At 40.8% G+C, this 25,042-nt stretch carries 18 protein-coding genes and 1 tRNA gene; 8 read left to right on the forward strand and 11 right to left on the reverse strand.

Annotated features, from left to right (window positions below):
• From V7K84_RS30710 to V7K84_RS30735, 6 genes are all read left to right on the forward strand, one after another.
• Window positions 1–2,299, forward strand: a 2,299-nt coding sequence (locus tag V7K84_RS30710; protein ID WP_334843826.1) for a CHAT domain-containing tetratricopeptide repeat protein, incomplete at its 5' end; no start/stop codon positions are given.
• A 154-nt stretch (window positions 2,300–2,453) separates the two neighbouring features.
• Window positions 2,454–4,751, forward strand: a complete 2,298-nt coding sequence (locus tag V7K84_RS30715; RefSeq protein WP_334843829.1) for a caspase family protein — start codon at window positions 2,454–2,456, stop codon at window positions 4,749–4,751.
• 59 nt (window positions 4,752–4,810) lie between these two features.
• Window positions 4,811–7,009, forward strand: a complete 2,199-nt coding sequence (locus V7K84_RS30720; RefSeq protein ID WP_334843830.1) for a CHAT domain-containing protein — start codon at window positions 4,811–4,813, stop codon at window positions 7,007–7,009.
• 88 nt (window positions 7,010–7,097) lie between these two features.
• Window positions 7,098–8,417, forward strand: a complete 1,320-nt coding sequence (locus tag V7K84_RS30725) for a tetratricopeptide repeat protein (RefSeq protein ID WP_334843831.1) — start codon at window positions 7,098–7,100, stop codon at window positions 8,415–8,417.
• A complete protein-coding gene (locus tag V7K84_RS30730) occupies window positions 8,414–9,568 on the forward strand; it encodes a tetratricopeptide repeat protein (protein WP_334843833.1) in 1,155 nt (384 codons plus the stop codon). Before V7K84_RS30725 ends, V7K84_RS30730 begins: the two co-directional genes overlap by 4 nt.
• 34 nt (window positions 9,569–9,602) lie before the next feature.
• Window positions 9,603–9,782 (forward strand): hypothetical protein, encoded by a 180-nt coding sequence (locus V7K84_RS30735; protein WP_334843835.1) that lies wholly within the window; start codon window positions 9,603–9,605, stop codon window positions 9,780–9,782.
• On the opposite strand, the gene V7K84_RS30740 is transcribed toward V7K84_RS30735, so the two are convergent.
• Window positions 9,750–10,448 carry a M48 family metallopeptidase gene (locus V7K84_RS30740; protein WP_334843837.1) on the reverse strand — a complete coding sequence of 233 codons (699 nt, stop codon included), beginning with the start codon at window positions 10,446–10,448 and terminating at the stop codon, window positions 9,750–9,752. The genes V7K84_RS30735 and V7K84_RS30740 overlap by 33 nt on opposite strands.
• On the reverse strand, window positions 10,445–13,624 hold the full coding sequence (locus tag V7K84_RS30745; RefSeq protein WP_334843839.1) for a type I restriction endonuclease subunit R: 3,180 nt from the start codon (window positions 13,622–13,624) through the stop codon (window positions 10,445–10,447). The genes V7K84_RS30740 and V7K84_RS30745 overlap by 4 nt, the downstream gene beginning before the upstream one ends.
• Before the next feature lie 209 nt (window positions 13,625–13,833).
• On the opposite strand from V7K84_RS30745, the gene V7K84_RS30750 reads away from it, so the two are divergent.
• The gene (locus V7K84_RS30750; RefSeq protein WP_334843841.1) at window positions 13,834–14,658 is read left to right on the forward strand and encodes a hypothetical protein; all 825 of its coding nucleotides are present in this window, start codon (window positions 13,834–13,836) and stop codon (window positions 14,656–14,658) included.
• A 22-nt stretch (window positions 14,659–14,680) separates the two neighbouring features.
• Here the strand turns inward: V7K84_RS30750 and V7K84_RS30755 are convergent, their stop codons facing one another.
• The 8 genes from V7K84_RS30755 to V7K84_RS30790 all read right to left on the reverse strand — a co-directional run bounded on the left by V7K84_RS30755 (window position 14,681) and on the right by V7K84_RS30790 (window position 21,516).
• Window positions 14,681–14,839, reverse strand: a complete 159-nt coding sequence (locus V7K84_RS30755; RefSeq protein WP_334843843.1) for a hypothetical protein — start codon at window positions 14,837–14,839, stop codon at window positions 14,681–14,683.
• Window positions 14,808–15,278: a type II toxin-antitoxin system antitoxin DNA ADP-ribosyl glycohydrolase DarG gene (gene darG, locus V7K84_RS30760; RefSeq protein WP_334843845.1), complete on the reverse strand. Its 471-nt coding sequence runs from the start codon at window positions 15,276–15,278 to the stop codon at window positions 14,808–14,810. The genes V7K84_RS30755 and darG overlap by 32 nt, the downstream gene beginning before the upstream one ends.
• A gap of 25 nt (window positions 15,279–15,303) precedes the next feature.
• Window positions 15,304–16,386: a HigA family addiction module antitoxin gene (locus tag V7K84_RS30765; RefSeq protein WP_334843848.1), complete on the reverse strand. Its 1,083-nt coding sequence runs from the start codon at window positions 16,384–16,386 to the stop codon at window positions 15,304–15,306.
• 25 nt (window positions 16,387–16,411) lie between these two features.
• Entirely contained in the window at window positions 16,412–16,711 is a 300-nt protein-coding gene (locus tag V7K84_RS30770; RefSeq protein WP_292754256.1) for a type II toxin-antitoxin system RelE/ParE family toxin, read from the reverse strand.
• A gap of 336 nt (window positions 16,712–17,047) precedes the next feature.
• Window positions 17,048–18,406: a restriction endonuclease subunit S gene (locus tag V7K84_RS30775; protein ID WP_334843853.1), complete on the reverse strand. Its 1,359-nt coding sequence runs from the start codon at window positions 18,404–18,406 to the stop codon at window positions 17,048–17,050.
• Window positions 18,399–19,466, reverse strand: coding sequence for a hypothetical protein (locus V7K84_RS30780; RefSeq protein WP_334843855.1), 1,068 nt, complete (start codon window positions 19,464–19,466; stop codon window positions 18,399–18,401). The genes V7K84_RS30775 and V7K84_RS30780 overlap by 8 nt, the downstream gene beginning before the upstream one ends.
• Window positions 19,466–21,001, reverse strand: a complete 1,536-nt coding sequence (locus V7K84_RS30785; RefSeq protein WP_334843857.1) for a type I restriction-modification system subunit M — start codon at window positions 20,999–21,001, stop codon at window positions 19,466–19,468. Before V7K84_RS30785 ends, V7K84_RS30780 begins: the two co-directional genes overlap by 1 nt.
• Before the next feature lie 86 nt (window positions 21,002–21,087).
• The gene (locus V7K84_RS30790) at window positions 21,088–21,516 is read right to left on the reverse strand and encodes a MerR family transcriptional regulator (protein ID WP_334843858.1); all 429 of its coding nucleotides are present in this window, start codon (window positions 21,514–21,516) and stop codon (window positions 21,088–21,090) included.
• A 77-nt stretch (window positions 21,517–21,593) separates the two neighbouring features.
• Between V7K84_RS30790 and cas12k the strand changes: the two genes are divergently transcribed.
• The gene (gene cas12k / locus V7K84_RS30795) at window positions 21,594–23,507 is read left to right on the forward strand and encodes a type V CRISPR-associated protein Cas12k (protein WP_334843860.1); all 1,914 of its coding nucleotides are present in this window, start codon (window positions 21,594–21,596) and stop codon (window positions 23,505–23,507) included.
• Between the two features lie 1,411 nt (window positions 23,508–24,918).
• Here the strand turns inward: cas12k and V7K84_RS30800 are convergent.
• A tRNA-Lys gene (locus tag V7K84_RS30800) sits at window positions 24,919–24,990 on the reverse strand.
• Window positions 24,991–25,042 lie beyond the last annotated feature (52 nt).

Raw genomic sequence — 25,042 nt, forward strand, 5'->3', positions numbered from 1 at the left:
AGCAGGTGTTGGCACAACGCTCAACAACATTGGCGAGATTTACTCCAGTCTCGGACAGTACCCCAAAGCCTTGGAGTACTTACAGCAAGCTTTAGCCATTCGTAAACAAATCGGCGATCGCTCTGGCATTGGCAATAGCCTCAACAACATTGGCTTTATTTACTCCAGTCTCGGACAGTACCCCAAAGCCTTGGAGTACTTACAGCAAGCTTTAGCCATTCGTAAACAAATCGGCGATAAAGCAGGTGTTGGCACAACGCTCAACAACATTGGCGAGATTTACTCCAGTCTCGGACAGTACCCCAAAGCCTTGGAGTACTTACAGCAAGCTTTAGTCATTATTAAACAAATCGGCGATCGCTCTGGCATTGGCAATAGCCTCAACAACATTGGCTTTATTTACAAAAGTCTCGGACAGTACCCCAAAGCCTTGGATTACTATCAGCAAGCTTTAGCAATTATTAAACAAATCGGCGATCGCTATACGGAAGGCACAACCCTCAGCAACATTGGCGCAATTTACTCCAGTCTCGGACAGTACCCCAAAGCCTTGGATTACTATCAGCAAGCTTTAGCGATTATTAAACAAATCGGCGATAAAGCAGGTGTTGGCACAACGCTCAACAACATTGGCTTTATTTACTCCAGTCTCGGACAGTACCCCAAAGCCTTGGATTACTATCAGCAAGCTTTAGCGATTATTAAACAAATCGGCGATCGCTCTACGGAAGGCAGAACGCTCAACAACATTGGCTTAATTTACGAAAGTCTTGGACAGTACCCCAAAGCCTTGGAGTACTTACAGCAAGCTTTAGTCATTATTAAACAAATCGGCGATCGCTCTGGTGAAGGTACTACCCTCAACAATATTGGATTTGATTACTATAATTTAAAACAGTACGCTGATGCTGAAATAAGCCTACTAGCTGCCATTGAGATTTGGGAATCTCTGCGACCTGGATTAAACGATCAAAATAAAATCTCCATCTTTGAAACTCAAGAATTTACTTACCGATATTTGCAAAGAGTCTTAGTTGCTCAACAAAAAACTAACCAGGCGCTAGAAGTGGCTGAAAGGGGACGAGCAAAAGCATTTATTGAGTTATTGGCATCCCGGTTATCCCCCGATCTTCAAAAGCAAAATTCCGCAGCCGTGCAAAAAAAATTCATCGTCAATCTTGAGCAAATCAAACAAATTGCCCGAACGCAAAATGCTTCTGTAGTTGAATACTCCATCGTTTCCGATGAAGACCTCTACATTTGGGCCGTCCAGCCTACAGGTAAGGTAGAATTTCGCTCCGTTGCTCTGAAAAAATCTTTAAACATCCCTCTAGCAAACCTTGTTACTAGCAGCCGTGAGTCCATTGCTGTTAGAGGACGTGCAAGCATTGAGATAGAGCCTATAAATGATACCGCAGAACAAAAAAACCGATTACAGCAACTCCACAAATTGCTGATTGATCCCATTGCTGACATTCTCCCCAAAGATCCAGACTCTCATGTTATCTTCATCCCTCAAGGTCAACTGTTTCTAGTTCCCTTTCCAGCCTTACAGGATGCTAATGGTAAATATTTGATTGAAAAACATACAATTCTCACTGCACCTGCGATTCAGGTTCTAAATTTAACCCATCAACAAAGGCTAAAGCCACACCCCGCAGATTTGCAAGAAGCATTGGTTGTGGGTAATCCCACTATGCCTAAAGTCACTACGAGACTTGGCGATTCACCTCAGCAGTTGTCTAACTTGCCAGGGTCAGAAGGGGAAGCAAATGAAATTGCTAAACTATTTAAAACTAAGGCATTTATAGGAAATCAAGCTATAAAAGCCAAAATGTTACCCAAGCTATCGCAAGCGAGGATTATTCATTTAGCAACGCATGGGTTATTAGATGATTTTAAAGGATTAGGTGTACCTGGGGCGATCGCACTTGCTCCATCTGGCAATGGTCAACTTAACGATGGTTTACTTACTGCCGATGAAATTTTAGACTTGAAACTAAATGCCGAGTTAGTTGTCCTGAGTGCTTGTGATACTGCGCTAGGTCAAATTACTGGTGATGGTGTAATTGGTCTATCCCGTTCCTTGATTACCGCAGGTACACCCAGTGTTATTGTTTCGTTGTGGTCTGTACCCGATGCACCCACGGCTGAGTTGATGACTGAGTTTTATCGTAACTGGCGAGAGCGCAAGTTAGATAAAGCTCAAGCGTTACGTCAAGCAATGCTCAAAACTATGGAAAATCATCCAAATCCCAAAGACTGGGCAGCATTTACCCTTATTGGCGAGGCAGAGTAATATCTAAAAATGACTTGTAATCTTTCTTTTCTCCTCAATACTACAAATTATTTCAACACACTCAATTTTCTTCCTATTTCTGTATTAATACGTATATTACAGATGATAATCTTCATCATTATCTACTTTGGGGATGTGGGGAAAAGAGTAGGCTATGTCAATCATCAAGCGTCGTCAGTTTTTGCAGTTCGCTGGTTCGGTTTTAGCTACTCTTGGTATTAGCCAATTAGAAATTGAGCAACAAGCTGTTCGCTATGCTCAAGTTTTAGCCCAAAATACGCCACGCAAAAGGGCTTTGTTAGTAGGGATTAATGATTACCTAAAAGTAAATGATTTTCAATGGTATCCACTGGAAGGGGCGGTCAATGATACTCAAATTCAGAAAGAACTTTTGATTAATCTCTTTGGCTTTCAATCTGATGACATCCGCATTCTACACGACCAAGAGGCAACCCGTAAAAACATATTACAGGCTTTTGAAGAACATCTAATTAAATGGGCGCAACCTGGAGATGTGGTTGTATTTCATTACTCTGGGCACGGTTCTCAAGTTGCCGACCCAGATAAAATTTTTGAAGATGGACGAGTCAGCACAATTGTACCCATCGACAGTCACCTCCCACCCGGATATCCAAATAAAGGAGGTAAGGTTAATGATATTACTGGGCATACTCTGTGGTTATTAATGCAAGCCATCAATACAGAAAACGTCACCTTTGTGCTGGATAGCTGTTACTCAGGTGGCGCAAGAAAAGGAATTTTGACAGTGCGATCGCGTCCCGGCGATCAAGAACTGTTGCGTATTACAGACTCCAAAATCCAACTTTTAGCAAGTACTAAAGAACAAGAATTTCAAAAACAATTGATGTCTCGGCTGAAGTTGACAAACTCAGACTTTGTGAAATTGCGTCAACAAGGTGTGCCGAAAGGAGTCATGCTTGCTGCTGCTAGACGAGATCAGTCAGCCATTGATACGAGCTTTGCTGATACGCCTGTTGGTATTTTTACTTATATACTCAGTCGCTATCTTTGGCAACAAACATCCTCTGAGTCAGTTGATCGGGTGATGGTAAGTGCGATCGCCACAACCCAAAAAATACTGCAAGAATATTTTCCTACATCCGGCGTTGTGCAACAACCAGAATTTAACGTCAAACAGGGAAGTAATAACGACAAGCAAATAGTTTACTTTACCAATCGAAAAAACATACCAGCCGAAGCAGTAGTTACTAAAGTACAAGGAAATCAAATTGATTTGTTTTTAGGCGGGATAGATCCTCGGAGTTTAAAAGCCTTTGGACGAGGTGCAACCTTTACGGTGGTAGATAGTCAAGGGCGAGAACAAGGGCAAGTACAGATTGAATCACGACAGCAACTTAAAGCACAAGGCAAACTGATCCAGACGACAACTAGAGGAGCGGCGATCGCAGCTGGTGCATTATTGCAAGAGCGATCGCGGGCAATTCCCAATGACCTGACTTTGCGAATTGGACTAGATTCATCGTTAGGGCAAGATATAGAATCAGCACGACGGGCACTTAGGGCAATTAACAAACGAATTGAGCCTGTATCAGCTAATCAGCCAGATATAAATTACATCCTGGGACGAGTGACACAGGAGTATGTCAAGCAGTTGCAAAAATTGAATATTAAAAAGTTACCTGAAGTTGGCAGTATTGCCCTGTTTTCTCCAGCAGCCGATCTAATTCCTGGTTCTGATGGTTCTGCTGGAGAACGTATATCTGAGGCAGTAAGTAATCGCTTGAAGGCAAAACTCAAATCTTTATTAGCCGCACGCTTGGTAAAACTGACTTTAAATACAACCTCTTCAAAATTGAGTGTGGCCGCTGCAATGGAAACAGTGGATGGCGGTGCTATTCAGGCAGAAGCATTTACGGTCAGAGGAGCAACTGTTGCACCCCTGAGTCGTAGTCGAGGACAAACCACTCGCTCATCTAATGTCCAACGCATTACACCTGGAACCTTAGTCCGCTTTTTAGTTCAGAATAACGAACCTCACGATCTCTACATCAGTGTGCTGCTCATCAGTGTAGATGGCGAGTTGTTAGTTCTCTCACCGCTACCGGGAAATGAAGATGCTCCTCCCATTGCCGCAGGGCAACAAATTCAAGTCCCCGACCCAGATCGCGGCGAATTGTATAAATTTAGGATTGCTGGTGAGCCTGGTGTCGCGGAAGTACTAGTAATTGCCAGTACGACACCTTTCAAAAAGGCGATTGAGTTATTGCAGGCACTTGCAGCAGAATCAGATAGCCAACGGGGAATACCTGTGAATTTAGATAAAAAACCAGATGAGGCAATTGTCAGTTTACTAAACGATCTCGACGAAGGTACTCGTGGTGCAGGCATAACGCGAGTTGATGGAACCAGCCAAATAGACACACAGCAGATGGCTGCACTATCGATTACATTTGAAATCTTGCCATCTTAGTAAGTCGATAGGTTGGGTCATTGCTAAGAATGAATATTCACTTTTGCATTTAAAGTAGTATGCGATTTAAATTTTCCTGGCTCAAGCTTAATGTTGCTTGCTTCTCAGCACTTCTGGTTTTCCTGACAACTAGTTTATTGACTCCTTTGCCAGGGTTGACACAGCCCCAACAGAATCAAATAAACGCTGAAACAGACAAGCTATTGAAGCAAGGGCTAGAACAGATCGCACTTCAGCAATTTGAGCCAGCAATTCAATCCCTGAAACAGGCAATGCAAATATCGCAACGATTAGGCGATCGCAAATCTACCATCCTTGTCCTCAAGCATCTAAATACAGCCTTAGACAATTTGGAGAAATCTTTTCCCGTTAAGGCAAAAGAGCAACGCGAGCAAATTCTGTCTACACTACCTACTGACGAACTGACCGTCTTTCAAGGATGGAATGGCGAATTCGATCTGAATTTGGCAGGTTGGCAAATGCTCATGGATTTAGGCGATGACTATGTTAAATCAGGTAACTATACTGCTGCAACTCAGCAATATAAGAAAGCGACGATTATTGCCAAACTTCCAACAGAGCAAAACGGAATACCACCGTTCATCGTTCCCAAGCAGGAAAGAGGTCTATTAATTGCTCAGGCCAGAACTTTAACAAAACTAGGATGGACTTTGGGGAAATTGGGTGATTTGCCAGGTGCGGAAAAAACATTACAAACTTCTGGAGAAATCTGGAGCAATCTCTGGAAAAAGACGCAAAGAGAAGATCAAAAGCAGCAGGTTGATTTTCTATCTAGAAGCGATGCTGTACGTTTAAAGATATTTGATATTGGAGAGCAGCAGGCTCTAACTTCTAGCTATCTGCAATCTATTCTAGTCCAACTAAAGCAAAAAAACCAAGCTTTGACAGCATCTGAGCAAGTAAGGACGATTGCCCTGATTGACGATTTGGGTTTTCGACTTTCTGAATTTTCTCAGCAAGAACTAGGTAGTAAACCAGTAACATTAAAGGAACTACAGCAGGTTGCTCGTCTGCAAAATAGCACGTTAGTTGAGTACTCGATTATTTATGAAGATATCGTAGATAGCAATCAGTATCGAGATGATGAAACAAATGCCTTTTCATCTGGTGCGTCAACTGCCAAACAGTTTATACAAATTCAAGAACTATCTCTTGAGAATTTACTCCCCAAACCTACAAAATTATTTATTTGGGTGATTCAGTCAACTGGGAAAGTTGATTTTCGAGAAGTTGATTTGAAGTGGTTGAAAAAACCATTAGCTCAAGTGTTAATTGATAGCCGAGAGGCTATGGGTGTAAGAGGTCGAAGCTCGTCCATCAGCATTGAGCCTATCGATGATACACAACAATTAACTCAGCTACATCAGCTATATCAGCTTTTAATTCAACCAATTGCCGAGCTACTACCTCGTGATGCTAATAAAAAAGTTATTTTCATTCCACATCGGAGCTTAACGCTAGTTCCGTTTGCTGCCTTGCAAGACGAACATGGACAATATTTAATCGAAAAAAACACAATATCTATTGCACCTTCTATTCGCTCGCTATCTCTTACACATAAGCTAAGACAGCGTGTTCGGGAAAGACAGAATGAGCTTCATGATTTCATTAAACCAGCACTTGTTGTGGGCAACCCTACAATGCCAGAATTTTCCAGTATTCAAGGGCAAAAGTCTGAGCGTTTGCCTAGTTTATTAGGTGCAGAACAAGAAGCTCAAGCGGTTGCTAATTTCTTTAAGGTGCAAGCTTTAATAGGTGATAAAGCAACGGTTGCACAAGTGAATCATTTAATTACAGGGGTAAGATTGATTCATCTAGCAACACATGGATTACTGGAAGTTTTCAGTGAGGATGGGCCTGGTGCGATCGCACTGGCACCATCTTCTAATAATTCAGGTTTTATGACAACAAGTGATATACAGAATATGCCGGAAATGGCAGCCGATTTAGTTGTTCTGAGTGCTTGTGATACAGCTAGAGGACAAATCACAGGTGAAGGAATCATCGGATTATCCCGTGGATTTATGACTGCTGGTATTCCTAGTGTTCTTGTTTCTCTATGGGCAGTGAATGATGTATCAACCGCAGAATTAATGATTGAATTCTACCGAAATATGCAAGAACGTCATCTCAACAAAGCCCAAGCACTGCGACAAGCAATGTTAACTACAATGCAAAAGTATCCAAAAAATCCTAAAAAATGGGCAGCATTTACCTTAATTGGTGAATCAGAGTAAAGTGATGAAGATGAGTTCAAACGATTAGGCAGCATTCATTCTTATTGGTGAACCAAAATTAATAACACTCTCTGCTTTTTATCTGCTTATGACTGATTCTCGCCTGCAACAGGCAATAAAACGTTATCAAACAGCTGTTGAGCAACTTAAGACTACTATTGATGCATCTACAGATCCCAATCATATAATCGCAGATGCTGCTCAACCAAATCAACCAGAAGAAGTAAAACAGCAACTTACACGCACACAAATTTTAGAAGTGTTCACAGCACGAGACGAAGTACAGGCAGCACTGGCAGATACTATGCAGACATCTGGAGAGAGTTTAGCAGCGATCGCTCAACTAGACAAGATACTCAAAGACAATGCTACAGCGATCGCCACCATCTGCGAAACTGTTGATTGGCAAACCAGCTTCAATCCTCCCAAAGAAGCGTGGTGGTGGTCATTACAACCTGAAAGAAAGCCTTATAAATTTTGGGATCAGCTTGATTGGTTTTGGAGTGCCGTTTCTATATCTTCGCTAACTATTTCTCTTGGTTTAGTCGGAGACATTTCATCTCGTTTCCTCACAGGTGGGCCAGATACACTAGGCGCACTGGCAGTTAGTACCCAAAGCATTTTGACCTTACTAACTGCTGGCGGCGCACTTACTCTAGCAGGACAAGAAGCTTACAAAAGTATTCTTAAAAGTAGGAAAATCCCAGAGCGATTTTGGCATGAAATTAGTGCAGGTTTTTCATTATTATTAGTAATTGGTTTAGTAGGTTTGCGGATATCTTTACCACAAATTGCTATCCAATATAATAAATGGGGCTTCAACAATTACAAAGAAGGTGACTGGGGAAGCGCGGAAGAGAATTATCAACGAGCAATCAAACTCAACCCTGATGATACCCTAGCCCATTTTCGGTTAGGTTTACTTTACGAAGAATTGCAAAAACTCGATCTTGCTCGTACCGAATATCAAATTGCAGCACAAGATAATATTCCCGATGCCATCAATAATCTATCTCGTCTTTACATCCTAAACAAAAACTATCCGGCTGCGACTCATTTGCTCCAAAAATCATTGGCTGATGAACAGAAGTTAAAACTTAGTGCAGAGACTAAACACGCTTTACTAAAAAATCTAGGTTGGGCAAGGCTAATGCAAAGCGATTATCCAAAGGCACAAGCAAAACTACTAGAAGCAATTGACTTACAACAATCCGCCAAAGTAACAAACAATATTGCCGCTCCTCACTGTCTATTAGCACAAGTTATGGAAGCCCAAAAGGATAAAAAAGGCGCTTTCAAAGAATGGGAAACTTGCATTCAATATGCCGATATTACATCTAGTACTGATGAAGATAGTTGGGTGATTACTGCTCAAAAACGCTTGACAGAACAGGAGAATCAGAAATGAGTAACTTGAATTTAACTTGCAAAATATTGGTCTTAGGGGCTGTAGTGTTGGGGATGGCAAAAACTGCGATTGCCCAAGATCAACCAGCAGTTGTCTACTCAGCCAGAATTGACTCCTCAACAGGCAGAATCTTCCTCAAGCGCCCTGATTGGTCAAATTTTCGTCCTGTTTCTGTGGGAACAGAATTAAATCAGGGAGATCAGATCAAGCCTGATAAGGGTGTCAGGGTGAGAGTAGTTTGTCCTAATCTCTCCAAACCATTTGTTCCTATAGGAGTGCCATCAGGTTTAAAAACAATCTGTCCTGTTTGGCAAGCAATCATCTCTAAAGCACCTCCACCTGCTGGGACTTTAGGCGGTACTAATCCGCTGATTCCCTATTTAATTACTCCTCGTCATACCCTACTGTTGAACAATACTCCTACTTTCCGTTGGAATGCTATACCTAAAGCTACGCAATATACGGTAACTTTGCAGAGTCCCACAGGAATACTGTGGCAAAAGCAGGTCAAAAACAATTCTCTAGTTTATCCTGGCTTACCTCGATTACAACCAGGAACAAACTATTCATTAGTTATTAAAGCCAATACTGGCAAAACATCTCAGGACGAAGGCACATCTAACCTAGATTTTAGTGTGCTACGTAAATCTGAGGCAACAGCTATCCAATCAGAAGTAACTAAAATAACTAAATTAGGTTTAAATGAACAAGTAACTGCTCTAATGTTGGCAAATTTTTACAGCCGCTACACTTTACCGCAAGATGCAATTCAAGCCTATGGTCTGACTACTGATACCTTCAAAAGCTATAACTTGAGTGCAGATGCGATCGCAACTTTAGAAACTTTAGTAAAAAAAGGTAAGCGATCAACAATCATTTATCGCTCCTTAGGAGATATTTACTGGCAAACTGGATTAGCCCAAAAAGCAGTGGACAATTATTTGGCAGCAATCAAACTTGCCAAAAGTGATGAAGATTTAGAAGAGAAGATATTAGCCCAATTCGCTTTAGGGGAAGTCTATGCTGCAACAGATGATAATAAGCAAGCTATAAGTTGGTATTCTCAAGCTAAGAATGGATACACTTTATTAGGTGATAGTAGACGTGCCAATTTTTTACAGCAGCAAATAGAAAGCCTACAACAACAATAGCCTCTCTTACTCAAACTTTTGGTGCGATCGCTCCATGAATCCGTCTTCCTTGTCCCCGCTGAAACAATCAGCTTACGTAATGCATGAGGCGATCGCTGGTGGCTTCTACGAGAAAACCACACCAAATGGTAAAAACTGTTTGATGACTCTTATAAAAATGCGATCGCTCTTAATTATTTTTCTAAAGGTTATAGATTGCGCCATTCTGAGCTAACCACTGCTTTCGCTCAAGATAATCTGGCACAATACGCTCCACCCTATGCCAAAATGCAGTGCTGTGATCCGGTTCAATTAGATGCACTAATTCATGAACTGCCAAATACTCAATCATCGTTCGTGGTAGCATTGCTACTCGCCAGTGAAAATATACATCCCCTTTGTGTCCGCAAGAACCCCAATGATTCCCTAACTCACGTACTTGTACTGAACGAGGCAAAGTAGTAACTCGTTTAATCAGTGTGGCAATTTGTTGTTCTACAATTGGCTGAAGGTGTTCCCGATACCATTTAATAAAGTGTTCTCGACCTTGAGCTTGTGCTGGGCGTTGTAGCTCAAAGCGGCTTTGATATAATCTCAGAGATGGCTGTTGTTGACCTCCATCTACTACTTTGAGGCGATAGCTACGTCCTAGATAATAAAAACCTTCACCTGATACGTATTCTTTAACGCTAGCTGGTGGATTTAATGACTCTTTTTTTAAGAGTTTACTGTAAATCCAGTAACGTTTCTCGCTGACAATTCTTTCTAATGTTTCTATTGGTACTTCTGGGGGAGAAGCTAAGACTAATTTACCATCACGTTCGACGGTAATACCTACGGTGCGGCGTTTGGAACTGTGGCGAATTTCAAAACTTAGGTCGCCAAAGGTGATGCTTGTCATGCCATTAAATTATCATGATTTCTCCTAGCTAGTTGGACTAATTTATCTGCAACTTCTTCGAGTTGGTTGTAACTCACTAAATCACGATCGTCCAAGTAGCCTGCTATCCACCTTCTTAAATCCTCTTGGACTATTTGGCTACCCCAATTTACCCGTCGTACTTCTTGGCGGATATGTTCGACAATTTCCACAGTTGCTTGAGCAAGTTCGGGGAGTTGTTTTTGGGAATATTCACCTAAGATGTTGAGAAATGGCATTTGAGTTTTAGGATCTAATCCAGTCTCATCTGTAGTACGACCAGTTTGGATTTGTTCTATATATTTCCGTAAAGCCTCAACTTTTGCTTCCCAGTTATCAGCTAAAGATTCCAAAATTTCTGTTAGTTTTTCACTTAAATTTTTGTAGTAAACTGGGTCTTCTTCATAATTTACGCTGATATGGTGACGGGCAGCGAATTCCATTTCTGCGGCTTGTGCTTTAATCGAGCGATGGCGCTGTACATGGGTTTTAAAATCCAGTGACATGATATCAATCGGTGGCACTTTTGGGTCAATACCTTGCGATTCAATATATTGGTCTATTAATGCCCTAACTTTCTCTTTGGCACTAACGATGTTAAGTTTTTCATCTCTATAGAGGTCAGCAACAGCTTTTTTAATAAAACCTAGTTTTTTAGCATCTCGAACAAAATTATAGGGCTGACGTGCTTCTGAACGCGGCAGTATTGTATCGAGAGTGTTGAGAAAGTCTTTGAAACAGTCGTTAAATTCAACTCTGAGGCGTTCATCTCTGAGCAAGTCTACACAAGCATCTACATTATCAATTGTGCAGCCATTTTTAGTAAAAATAGCAATAACTTGCTGATGTTTTTCGCACAATTTTGGTAATTCTTCACGAATATCAAACCAGGCAGATTCTGTATCAAGATTTTCATAAACCGAGAGTGCAGCAGCGATATCAACGCCGTAATAATCGACCACTAAACCTTCTGTTTTTTTATCATCATACACTCGGTTAACACGAGCGATCGCTTGCAGCAATTCGTATTCTTTTAACGACCTATCTAAATATAAAACTTGTTCTAACGGTGCATCAAAACCCGTTAGCAGCATATTTTTTACAATTAAAATCCCTAAACTATCTTGGTCTAAAGACTTTTTAAATTTCTCAATATTAATTTCTTGTTGACTTTTATCTGTCCACTTTTTCCAACTACCGTCATCTCCTTTATCACCAGAGATGATAACAGCAAATTCTAGTTTGCGTATGATTTCAAGATGTGGGAGTGCTTGAGCAAAAAAACGAGTTTCGGCATCAAGCGATTCTAAAGCCTCCGTATCGAGACTTTGCAGAAGGGGGGCGCGGTGTTCTAGCTGCTGTACTATTTCCCGTTGCGCTTCCACAAACGCCTCTTGGTAACGGACGGCGGCGAGACGGGTAGAGGCGACTACTTGCGCCTTAAAGCCTCCTGCTAAAATGCGCTCAAGATAATGACGCAGCATACTTTTAGCTTTGGCTTTAATTAATTCGCGTGCTTCGCCGACTTGGGTTTTAGTTGCGTACTTGGCTTTAATTTGCGCCTGTTCTTCTGGGGTTTTATCAGCAAAGATAATTTCAAAAAGTTTGTCGAGGTCATCACCTTGGGTTACAGTACCTCTAGCTTCTAATCCTTCGTAGACAATGGGCAAAGTGACTTTATCTTCTTGGGATTGGCGGATATTGTATTCGTCGATAAATGAACCAAAAATTTGCAGGGTGGTTTTTTTGGCAGCTTTGACAATGGGTGTACCAGTAAAGCCAATACGGACACAGTTAGGTAAGGCTTCTAATAAATTGGTGTGGAGGGTTTTGGCATGAGAACGGTGTGCTTCGTCAATTAGCACTAAGATATTTTCGGAAGGATTGAGGTTTTTCGGAATTGATTCAATTTCTGCTTCTTCCTCAGAATCTTCGCCGCCTTTAAATTTCTGAATCATCCCGAAGACTAAGCCAGCGCCTGGTTGTTGCAAGTATTGTTCTAGCTTTTTGACCTTTTTAGCTTTTTGTAATGGTTCCCCGGTGAGGACGGCGGTATCTGCAAGTTGTTTTTCTAAGTCTCGGCGGTCGGTGACAACAACAATTTTAAAGCGGCGTAATTCTGGGATAGTGCGAATTTTCCGAATTAGGTAAACCATTGTCAGGCTTTTACCTGAACCTTGGGTATGCCAGATAATGCCACCGCGTTGGTCATCTGTGCCATGTTGGGCGCGGGTTTGATTCTGTTGAAGTTGGTACAGTGCTTTATAAACTGCCCGATATTGCTGGTAACGGGGGACAATTTTGATGGTGCGTCCCCCACTGGTTTTAAATAGAGTGAAATTATGCAGGATGTCGATCAAATTAGCTGGTTTCAACATCCCAGCGATGAGGGTTTGGCGAAAATTCAATTCAGAAACGCCTAATTGTGCAGCAATTTCCGCTTGGGGGCTGGGAATGGTATCTTTCCAATCAACATAATGTTCATAATTTGCGCCGATGGTTCCGGCTGTTGCCCGTCCTCTAGAGGCTGCTATCATCAGCAGATTGTAGTGGAATAATTTTTCTGCGCCTTCTGGTTGACTGCTACCCCGTTGGTTGGAATATTTCAATAAGTCTTGAATTGCTTCAGTTATCGGGTTATCTAAATTGGGACTTTTACATTCAATCACTACTAGAGGAATGCCGTTAACAAGTAGTACCATGTCTGGAACGATAAATCCCCGATTACCTGTTGCCCAAGGCGGGTCTACTCGGTATTGATTGACGGCGAGAAAATCGTTGCGATCGCAATGTTCGGGATTAAATTCAATAAAATGAACAGTGTGCTGTTTGCCGTCTTGTCCTAAAACTGTAGTTCCTTTGAGTAGCAATTCTGTGGCGGCTTGATTGGCTTCCATTAATCTATTTGCACCCAGGCGTTCTAACTGACTTACTGCGGCTTGAACTTGAAGATCATCGAGCCAGGGATTACCGTCGTCATCCAGGTTGATGCGTTTCATAGCTGCTTTGAGGCGTTCTGTCAGTAGAACTTGCTTGAAGTTTTCCCGTTCGGTAACTTGAGGATCATTCCAGTTACCTTCCACATAATGCCAACCCATGCTGATGAGTTGATCAATGGTTGGTTTTTCTACATGGGTAAATTCTGGGCTTTCTGGCATTATTTTTATTTTTGTGCAATATTTCAGTATTTATACTTTTATATCAATACTAAAAAGTATCATTTTTAGCTAATAATTTACCCTTTATAACATCTGTTTGTTTTTTTTAATCTAAAATAAATGGTATAAGTGTACTAACAAAGTGCTTATAGGGAAGCTATAACTAAAAAACACACTGAGCATAGTTATTACTATATCTAATTACCATTATGAAAAATTCCAAACAATCCATTGTTGAAAAGTTTAAAAAGAAAGACCGAATTTGTAATATCTGTCAACTAGAGAAAGAATTATCGGAAGACCATGTGCCTCCTAAAGCTTGTCCTCCAGCTAAAAATATATTCATTTATAAGCTTTTATCTGAAATGACAGGAGACCGTTCATTTCGTCCTAGAATTTCTCAAAATGGAGTGACTTATAAAACGATATGCAGCGATTGCAATAATAAATTAGGTAATAGATACGATTGGGCTTTAGGTGAACTTAGCCAGAAAATTGAAGGCTTTGTCGAGAGTAGTTTGACTTTGCCAAATTATTTTGAGGTTGAATGCTATCCAAATGCAATTATGCACTCTGTTTTAGGTCATCTTCTCGCAGCAAAAACACAAACCGATGAAGTAGTCATAGACACGCTCATCAGACCTTGCATCTTGGATAATTCATTGCCAATTCCTAATGATGTTCATATTTTCTATTGGGTTTATCCTTATGAGAAAATTAGTATATTGAGAGATTTTGGAATGCCAGCTGTAAGAGGGAACTTTCAAGTACCTGGCTTTTTCAATATGATTAAATTTTATCCGATTGCCTTTTTAATTACTCATCAACTTTCCAGCTATGAAGGATTATTAAGTTTACACAAGTTTAATCAGCTTTGCCCTAGTGATAAGGCAAACGTGCAAATTGATTTGCATCCAATAAAGCCCTCTACATTTCCTGAAGACTGTACTGGAGTTGATAACTTTCTTATGTTAGGACGAACTGCAAATGATTCTGTTTACGCAGTTTCCAAATCCAAGAAAATCAAAAAGTAATTCTTAAGCCGATATATTTTTATTACATCTCTGTGGAAATCAACCAGTTTTGCTCATACAAACGCTGCCAAGCTTTGCGAATATGTTCAGGCTTAAATAGCTTGCGCTTACGATCGCTCCACTCATGCACTAGGGCGATCGCCTGCTCACTATCTTGTGCTAGTTTGGGATAACGGCTCAAAAATAATTACCTGTACATCTGGTATTTGGGCAAAGGCTGATTCTATCAGTGGCTTAACATCAGCCCAATTCAAGCCACCATTACCGCATCCTAAAGCTGGCATTGCAATTGATGTAATATCTAATCGCTGTACTTGTTGCACCAAAGCCACCAGTCCACTTTTAATATCTTCTATCTTTGAATTATTTCTCCAATGGCGCTTTGTGGGGAAGTTGATAATATATCTGGGGTTTAATAAGCTACCTGTTGCTACGGTAAACATCCGCCCTGGCTGGACTTCATTAGCTTTACAGGCTTTCTCATAGTGGCGGAAGTTTTCAGGATAAGCTTGCTTGAATTGCAAGGCAATCCCTTTGCCCATGACACCAACACAATTAACAGTGTTAACTAGAGCTTCTACTTTTTCTTCTAATAGGTTGCCTTGCTTAAATTCAAACATGATTATGTTAACTAACTATGTCAACCTAGTTATCAATCCAATTTTCCAACAGAGGGCTGACTTTCACGAGTAACGGTCTCAAGTTTTTATGGTCAACTAATTTGTCATGCTGTAAACGACCAAGAATGATCCCTGGATATCTGCGATGAGTGTGAGCAAATTCTTCAATTGCTTGACGAGAGAAGTATTTTTTAACCCCGGAAACAAAAACCTTAAAGGCTTGAGGTTCTATCAACCAGTTAGCAGCTTCTTTATCAGCTTCTTTCTCTTTGTCATTGTCTTCTAAAGCATCTAAGTTATCTAAATAAATCCCTTGATGTCCTAAAACAATATGTGCTAATTCATGCATAAGAGTAAACCAAAATGAGTCAATCCGGTCATATCTCAATGTCAAGGCAATAATTGGTTTATCGTTCAAGTAATAAGCTGCACCATCGAGATAGGTTTTTTTTAGATGAGGCACGATTACAAAATGTACTCCTAAATCTGCTAGCAATTTAGGAATCCGCACAATAGTTTCTACTTGTTCAGCACAAGCAAGAATTTCAGGGATAGCAACTTCTAGTTGCTTGCGATCAAAATTAGCAACTGTTTGTTGTTTGGCACGATACTCAACTCGTTTTACCCAAGCTATCCGAGAGGTTTCTTCTGGTTCTCTATGCTCGGAACAACGAAAGTTAACTGCTAATTGGGGTATTTCATTTAAAGACGAGATTCCGAGATAATTACAGACTTGCTGTTCTAATTCATCAATCGAATCTGTTGCTTGAATCCACCTATTTTTGATGAGTTCGGAGATGGGGGCTATTGTATACAATCGACTTTTACGAGCTATGTCTTGCTCATTTTTTTCTTTTCCCGCTAGATGAAGACGATATTTTGCCTCAAGGTTTGTCCAGAACTCAGGAGAAGTCCCCAAAGCTTGGGAGAGTTCGATAGCTGTTTCTGGTGTAATTTGCTTACTTCCCCGGATAATTTCGTTGATGGCTTGAACTGGACGACTCATAATTTCTGCTAAATCTTTCTGTGTCCAGCCACGCGCTTCTAATTCTCTACTTAAAATTTTTCCTGGTGTTGGTACTCTCGCTGGTGTTAGCTTCTGGCTCATATTTCTGTCTCCCCTGCTGCTCTGGTTAGTGGTAATCTTCGATATCGATTATTGTGAGGTAATGTCCCTGTTCATCCTCATCCACTGTCACGATTAGACGCCACTGGTCATTTAAACGTAAAGAACGTTGTCCTTGTTTTCCTCGTTTACCTTTGAGTTTCTCAAATCTCAACCCTTTTAGAGCATATAATTCTCGCTCATCGACAGCAGCATCAATAATCGCCATGACTTCAAAAAAGTCATCAACCACACCTGGGTATTTATGAGCATCTTTTTCTTCTGTGTAAAGTGCTTCGAGTTTGTTTTTTTTGAAATAAAAACGCAAAGCTCCCCCCAATGTAAATGCAGCGGATTCTGCATTATATTAAAGCTAAATTCAGCTTTGGGGTGAATCACTGATATTTTAATTTTAAATCTTAATGTGATAAGAATTTTAAGCAGTTTGTAAAGATTGTCAGATTATCTTGAAACTTAATGCAAACCTAATACTGTCAAGGGTTTCAACATTTTCCTCTAACCACATACCTTGCTTGAACATCATCATCCACTATTTTAGTACAAATATACTATAAAAAGAAAACTAAGGGCAAGTTATCCATACCAATGCTGTAAGCATTAGTTCATATTGCTGTTGAATTTGCAAAAGCTTTTGACTGTTGGATTATTTGATTGTGTTAACTCGCACTTTTCCGGTTAATAAGTCTTGCATTAGTCCTTGTTTTTGGAGTTTGAGCTTATTAAGGTAGGTTTCTTCTGTGCGGATACGGGTGTCATAAGTATTTAAAATTTGAATTATGTATTTTTGCTCAGATTTTGGTGGTATATAAATTATTGTTTCACGCACAATTCCATAATTAATATCAACTTGCGCTTCAGCTAAACCAACTTTTTTACGATTCCAATCTTGTTGTACAGATACAGAACCAAGTGTGAGTGGTATAAAAGCAGGTAATAACGGGCTTGATTCTTTCAGACGTACTCGAAATACTGTATCTGGCATCATCAGATTAGCAGGTGTTGATGGAATATGAACTACTACACCTACTCGCTCACGCGGGCCTTTGCGAGTTATGAGAATATCATCAGTTTCGACAACAGATGAGTATCGTGGTTCAAGATTTGAAGGTAATTTTTTGCTTTCTGAAGGATTATAACCACTCCATACAACAGCAGTTGTTTTGAGTACTCCCCATTCACCATTAGCTACTGGCTCTGCTTCACAGATAGGACTCCAACCACTATCAAGATGTGCAATGTATTCACCAAATTCTTTTACAGTCCACTTTTGCGGAATTCGTCCTAGCGCCAAATCTTTAAATTGTTCAGGATGCGCCTGTGGATCTCTCAATTTGCCATTCTCATCTAACCCGCGTGTGAGCAAGTCTTGCAGTAGTCCGGCTTTGGTTTGTTTGAGTTTTATAATAAGGGAAGATGTGCAAGCGATCGCTTCATCTAACGTCTGAAGGATGGCTACAATTTTTTCCTGTTCCTCTCGTGGTGGAAACGTCAGTAAAAGATTCTCAATACGAAAAAGAGCTAATTTTGGAACACCTCCACCTGTGCCTTTTTCTGCTTCAATTTGTTTTTGTACTACAGAATTGTTCATTTGATAAGCAACAAATTCTGGCAAAGAATCATCATGAAGTACGATTCGTGCTGCATTTTCAGTAAGTATTGTGCGTTGTTCTTGATATTTAGTTCCAAATACACCGACATAGCCTAACGAGCCAGCAATAGAAATAAAAAGATTACCTTTATGAATTTCGTATCGCTCTATGGCTTTAAAAGTAGATGGCTTCAAAAACTCCAACGCTTCAAAATCAATATCTCTTTCAAAAAAGTCAACAACACGCAAATATCTAAATTTTGTCGGGTTATCAGAATATGAGTGACCTAACGGTAAACGTTTGCCTCCAAAAACTGAAGCACGGGAAACTAATTTATCTACCTGCCAATCCTTCGGAATCCTCCCCAGAGGCGAATCTTTAAACTCCTCATTTTTTACCAAAACCTCACGCATACCCCAACCCCTGCAAAAACTCATTCAACTTCTTCGCTGCTGCATCTCGTTCCGCCTCAATATCCTGCAACGTCTCCCGATACTTATCCCACCAATTTTCTACCGCCGCAATCACCTGTTGACGGTGCGCGGTAACATATCGCTCCAATTCAGCAATTAACCCATCTTTGAAAATCGCTAACACCAAATCCTGACAATCTTCATCAGTCAACGTAGCCCGCGCAGCTTCCAAACGCTTCACCAATTCATTCTTTAACGTCTTTAATTTTGCTTTTTCTTCCTTCAACTGCTGAACAATTTTCTTATAGGGTTCTAGTTGGGCTTCTATTTCGGCAATTTTCGCTTCATTCTCTTCAATAAAAATCTCAAGTTCAGCAATTTTATCCTTATTAAATAAAGATGCCTTCTTTAAAATCTTGAGTTCTTTCTTCGGCTCTTTAATCGAATTTTTTATATACTTAAGGTGTGTCTCTAAATCCTTGACAATATTAACTGTTTCTGATTCTTCACCTTCTTCTTCAGCATCCGCCTCAGCTTCCTCTCCCTGCTCAAAAGCTGACTTTTGCTGTTCTAATTCTGCAATTTTCGCCTCAGCCTCAGCAATATCTTGTAAATAATCCGGCATCAACCGCCCAACCAATTTATGATTTAGAGGGTTAAATTTTGCCTGTTTTTTCTTCTCATCATCATCTTGCTCTAAAGCATCTTTAATCGTATCTACCCAACTATCAACTAAACCACCAAAATCTGACTCTGATAAAGTTCTGAGTTCATACCTCTGTTCATTCCACCAACTAGCAACCACACCCGCCACTTTAAAGCGGTCAAGTAATCCCACAGGTTGCAAACTATCCACAAAAGAACTAAAAAACTCAGCGCGGAGTTCCATCACCTTTTTGGTTTTCGGCAACTCACCCAAACTAGTCGAGTGTACTTGCCACCAAGCAGCAAACACACTATAAAGTTTGCCTTCTTGCTGCTGCACACCAGCATCAGATTCTATAAAACTTTTAATCTGCCCTCTTTCGCTAATTGCAGAAATAAAATCCAAATAATCCACTAATTCCTCTCCGCTACAATCCTACTGGGGTCAAACCCATGTGCTGCCAATAATTCGCGCTTCGCTTCGACCTCAGCCTTGGGAATTCCCCCAAATAAATGCGCTTTTACATCTTGTGGTTCTGGTGGTGGTGCATTATCAGCATAGCGGCGGATATTACAGCTGTAACCTTCTTCTGCCAATTTTTCCTTAGTTACTACTGCCGAATATCCTGGTAAAGACACAAAATTTTCAAATACCCAGGAAATCTTTTCGATATGCTCAGGACGCAAATAATTTTGAGCGCGACCTGCATAATATTCAGCATCAGCATTAATAAACAAAACTTTTCCCTGGCGTTCAACTGGTTTCGCCCCTTGTGGACACATCACCAAAATACAGGCGGGGATACCTGTGCCATAAAACAAATTGGGTGGTAAGCCAATCACTGCCTCTAATTGATCGTTTTTAATAAAACTCTCCCGAATTTTCTTTTCTTCTCCGCCCCGAAACAGCACCCCATGCGGCATTACCGTCGCCATCATCCCATCAGTTTTGAGAACAGCTAACATGTGCTGGGCAAACATCAAATCTGCTTTTTTACCCGTCTCAGGACAATAACCATGCGTAAAGCGTCCAGAAAATTGCATTCCCTCGCGGCTATAGTTTTGAGAAAAAGGCGGATTACTGATTACTCTGTCAAAGCGGATTAGTTCACCGTCAGCAATATGCAAGGGATTAAACAGAGTATCATCATTATGTATATCTGCATCTCTAATGCCGTGCAGCAGCATATTAATTTTGCAAATTGCCCATACGCCGCCGTTATTATCCTGGCCGTATAGTGCTAAATTTCTGGCATCACGACCGCATTCTTCTACATATTGCTTGGACTGAATTAACATTCCACCAGAACCACAACAGGGATCGTAAACTGACATCCCAGGTTGAGGTTTTAACAGACGCACCATCAGCTGCACTACTTCACGCGGCGTATAAAACTCGCCCCCTTTTTTCCCGGCTGAATCTGCAAACTCTTTAATCAGGTACTCGTAAGCCGCACCCAGCAAATCAGGAAATACAAAATCCTCATTTCGCAAACGATATTTATTGAAGTGTTTAATCAGTTCGCGCAACTTGACATCAGGAATCCGATTTTTACCGGCTTGACGATTAAAATCAATATGTTTTAATACACCTGTCAGCGCTTCGTTACTTTCCTCAAATGCCGTCAAAGCATCATTTAGCCCTTGTCCGACGTTTTTATGTAGCTCATCACGAATATATGCCCACCGCGCTTTTTCTGGTACAAAAAAAGTTTCTTTGTAAGTGGTAGGGTTTTCTGCCCTCATGTTTGCTTCTTCTTGTGTGCGTCCCCTTTGCAAATTCTGCTGCAAAATCTGCTCATACTGCGGCTCAAATACATCCGAGGCGCGTTTTAAAAAAAGCATCCCGAAGATGTATTCTTTGAAGTCCGAAGCATCCATTTTTCCCCGCAGAATATCCGCAGCAGAAAAAAGATGACGTTCTAGTTGCGGCAGCGTGAGTTTGCCCATAGTAGATGCTGAGATTGCGAGACTAATGCTTTGCCAGTATATCTCTTGTTGAGAGACACTCCAACACACTTCCAAACTGCTTAAACCTAATCTTTCAACTTGCTAGCTATACGCTCGTGTATGGTATCTAACCATACTGGAATTACAGGCTGGCCTGCTTTTATTTGCGCGATCGCTTGTTCTAATTCAAACTCTACAAGTTCGAGCGATCGCTTGTGATTGTCTCGTTGGAGCATCCACCGCGTACCTTTACCAGATTCAAATAATTCTGGTTCCTTGTCTTTCAATGTTTTAAGCGTAGTATTAGCAACATCAAAATTTAGCCCCATAGACAAAAAATATAACATTGCTGCCAGTTCGATCAAATTCGGCTTTGAGTAATAAATACTACGCCCTATTCCAGTCTCACCGATAACAGGCATAACTACACCCTTTTCTCGCCAGTATTGGAGCTGGCGCAGAGTGCAGCCTGTGATTTCAGCAGCTTGTTTACTCGTAAAAAAAGTTTCCTGCATGAAATCATTTTATGCACAGCATTTTACTAAACATATATGGTATTATTGAACATAATATGTTTTTAAATTTAAAATCGATGAGTCAAAACACGATTCAGTGTCGTCTTGTCGCTAGTGTTGTTACTCGCCAACAGCTATGGAAGCTCATGGCAGATCAAAACACTCCACTGACTAATGAATTACTGCTTCAAGTAGCTCAAGATCCTGATTTTGAAACCTGGCGACAAAAGGGAAAAATACCTACTGGGATAGTCAAGCAACTGTGTGCAGTACTCAAAACCGACTCTCGCTTTATTGGTCAACCAGGACGGTTTTACACGAGTGCGATCGCTAGAGTTAACTACATCTACAAATCTTGGTTAGCACTGATGAAAAGGTTGCAGTACCAACTGGACGGTAAAAATCGCTGGTTGGAAATGCTCAAAAGTGATACTGAATTAGTAGAAGCCAGTGGTGTTAACTTAGAAAGCCTTCGTATCAAAGCTGCTGAAATTCTGGCTCAAGTTACACCCCAGTCAGATACGGTTGAACCACAACCAGCCAAAGGAAAGAAACGACAAAAAACTAAAAAATCAAAAGATTCGGATAGCGATCGCACTGTCTCCAAGAGCCTATTTGAGGCTTACAGCAACACAGAAGATAACCTAACTCGTTGTGCTATCAGCTATTTGCTTAAAAATAGATGCAAAGTGAGTGAGAAAGAAGAAGACTTAAAAAAGTTTGCCCAGCGTCGGCGCAAAGTAGAAATTCAAATTGAACGTCTTACGGAACAGCTAGCTGCTCGAATTCCTAAAGGAAGAGATTTAACCGATACGAAATGGCTAGAAACTCTCATTATTGCCACTCAAAAAGTTCCTAGCAATGAAGCTGAGGCGAAATCATGGCAAGACAATTTATTAAAAAAACCTAGTAGAGTACCTTTTCCAGTTGCTTTTGAGACCAATGAAGATATGACTTGGTTCAAAAACAAAGATGGGCGTATCTGTGTAAAATTCAATGGTTTTAGTGAACATACTTTCCAAATATATTGTGACTCTCGTCAACTCCATTGGTTTCAACGTTTCTATGAAGACCAGCAAATCAAACGAATCGGTAAAAAACAGCACTCCAGTAGCCTATTCACTCTCCGAAGTGGACTTATTGCTTGGCAGGAAGAGGAAGGCAAAGGCGATCCTTGGAATGTTAACCATTTAATTCTCTACTGTTCTGTAGATACTCGTCTGTGGACAGATGAAGGAACAAACCTAGTCAGAGAAGAAAAGGCAGAAGAAATTGCCAAAATTCTCACCAAAATTAAAGCCAAGGACGACCTCAATGACAAACAGCTAGCTTATATAAAAAGGAAAAACTCCACATTAGCCAGAATTAATAACCCTTTTCCTCGTCCCAATAAGCCCTTATATAAAGGTCTATCTCATATTCTTGTTGGTGTTAGCTTTGGTCTAGAAAAGCCTACAACAGTAGCAGTAGTTGATGGCTCTACAGGTAAAGTGCTTATCCACCGGAGTATTAAACAAATACTTGGTGATAATTACAGACTGCTTAATAGACAGCGACAACAAAAGCACTCCTTATCTCATCAACGCCAAATAGCTCAAACGCTTGCTGCACCAAATCAATTGGGAGAATCAGAGTTAGGGCAGTATGTAGACAGATTGATAGCTAAAGAAATTCTAGCGATCGCACAAACATATAAAGCTGGTAGTATTGTCCTCCCTAAGTTGGGCGATATGCGAGAACAAGTTCAAAGTGAGGTTCAAGCCAAAGCTGAACAAAAATCAGACTTAATAGAAGTTCAAAAAAAGTTTGCCAAACAGTATCGAGTTAGTGTTCATCAGTGGAGTTATGGCAGATTGATTACAAGCATTCAAAATCAAGCAAAAAAAGCTGGAATTGTTGTAGAGGAGGCAAAACAGTCAGTTAAAGGAAGCCCGCAGGAGAAAGCGAAAGAATTAGCGATCGCAGCTTACCATTCCCGCAAAATAAACTGATTGACAAAACACCGAACCTTGACAATAAAATAAGGAAATTCAACAGCGCCGCAGTTCATGCTTGTTACAAGCCTCTGTGCTGTGTAAATTTGGGTTAGTTTGACTGCTGTTAAACAGTCTTGCTTTCTGACCCTGGTAGCTGCCCACCTTGATGCTGCTATCCCTTGTGGATAGGAATTAGGTGCGCCCCCAGTAATAGAGGTGCGGGTTTACCGCAGTGGTGGCTACTGAATCACCTCCGACCAAGGAGGAACCCACCTTAATTATTTTTTGGCATGGCAAAGCGGGGGCGATTTCCCTGGGACTCCTGCCAAAACTTTAAATCGCTTGTTTAATAAGGTTTATAGCCTTTAATGTGTCAGTTGATTTACTTTTTTAAGTATTAACTGACGGGTGATTTTGGGAGACGTGACAAAAATGCCTTCATAACTATTGGTAAATCAAGGGTTTGAAGCGCAGAGTTTCAACACCCCTCCCAGCTAGAGGCGGGTTGAAAGTTGGATGAAGGGACGGTCGTCACCATGAAATTTAAGTTTCAACACCCCTCCCAGCTAGAGGCGGGTTGAAAGCTGGATTTTACGAACCAATCCTACGAACCTGCTAGAGGTTTCAACACCCCTCCCAGCTAGAGGCCGGTTGAAAGCAAAATATTCTTATGAATACAATCGACCTACCAAGTTTCAACACCCCTCCCAGCTAGAGGCGGGTTGAAAGACTTGATGCGAATTCAAGCACAGTCATCTGCTGAGTTTCAACACCCCTCCCAGCTAGAGGCGGGTTGAAAGACGCCAACAGTTTGCAAATCCTCAATATATTGAAAAGTTTCAACACCCCTCCCAGCTAGAGGCGGGTTGAAAGTTTGGAATTCAAGCGCTGTTAGCCTTGGTACCGCGGTTTCAACACCCCTTCTAGCTTGAGACGGGTTGAAAAAAGTCATTCACAATCGGATTGGGAAGTGAAGATCGATTTCAACACCTCTTCGGATAGAGACGACGGGTTAAAAGATTAAAAGATTTATATCTTATTTTTCAGATTAGCTACAAAAGTTTTGTTAAAAAGGGTGGGTTGAAAGGACTCTTAATCTATTGGTCGTAAATGTTTTGGACAAAAAATATTTTCTAACAAGGTGAGATTAAAGCACAGGACGTTATGGATCCTTCCTGCAATCGCCAACTGTGGGTATCTTGCAAAAGCATTCTAGGCGGTTTCTTTTAAAGTATCGCAATCACCTAAAAGTGAGATATAGGTGGAATAATATTATAGGAAAGTTACATTCTAGTTCTCTAAAGTTGCCATTAATTTCTCAAAGAGGATATTAATCTGTTAACAATGACATTAATTAGTTAACAGTGACATTAATCTGTTAACAGTGACAAATAATTAGTGAATGTACATCAAAGGCTGAAGAGAGTGGGTGACGAGGGAATCGAACCCGCAACCAATAGATTAAGAGTCTACTGCTCTACCGTTGAGCTAGTCACCCACACGAATAACAACTATAGCACAACTTTGAGAATTTAGCTAGTACCGCACCC

The sequence above is a fragment of the Nostoc sp. genome (genome assembly GCF_036917315.1).
Taxonomy (GTDB): Bacteria; Cyanobacteriota; Cyanobacteriia; order Cyanobacteriales; family Nostocaceae; genus Nostoc.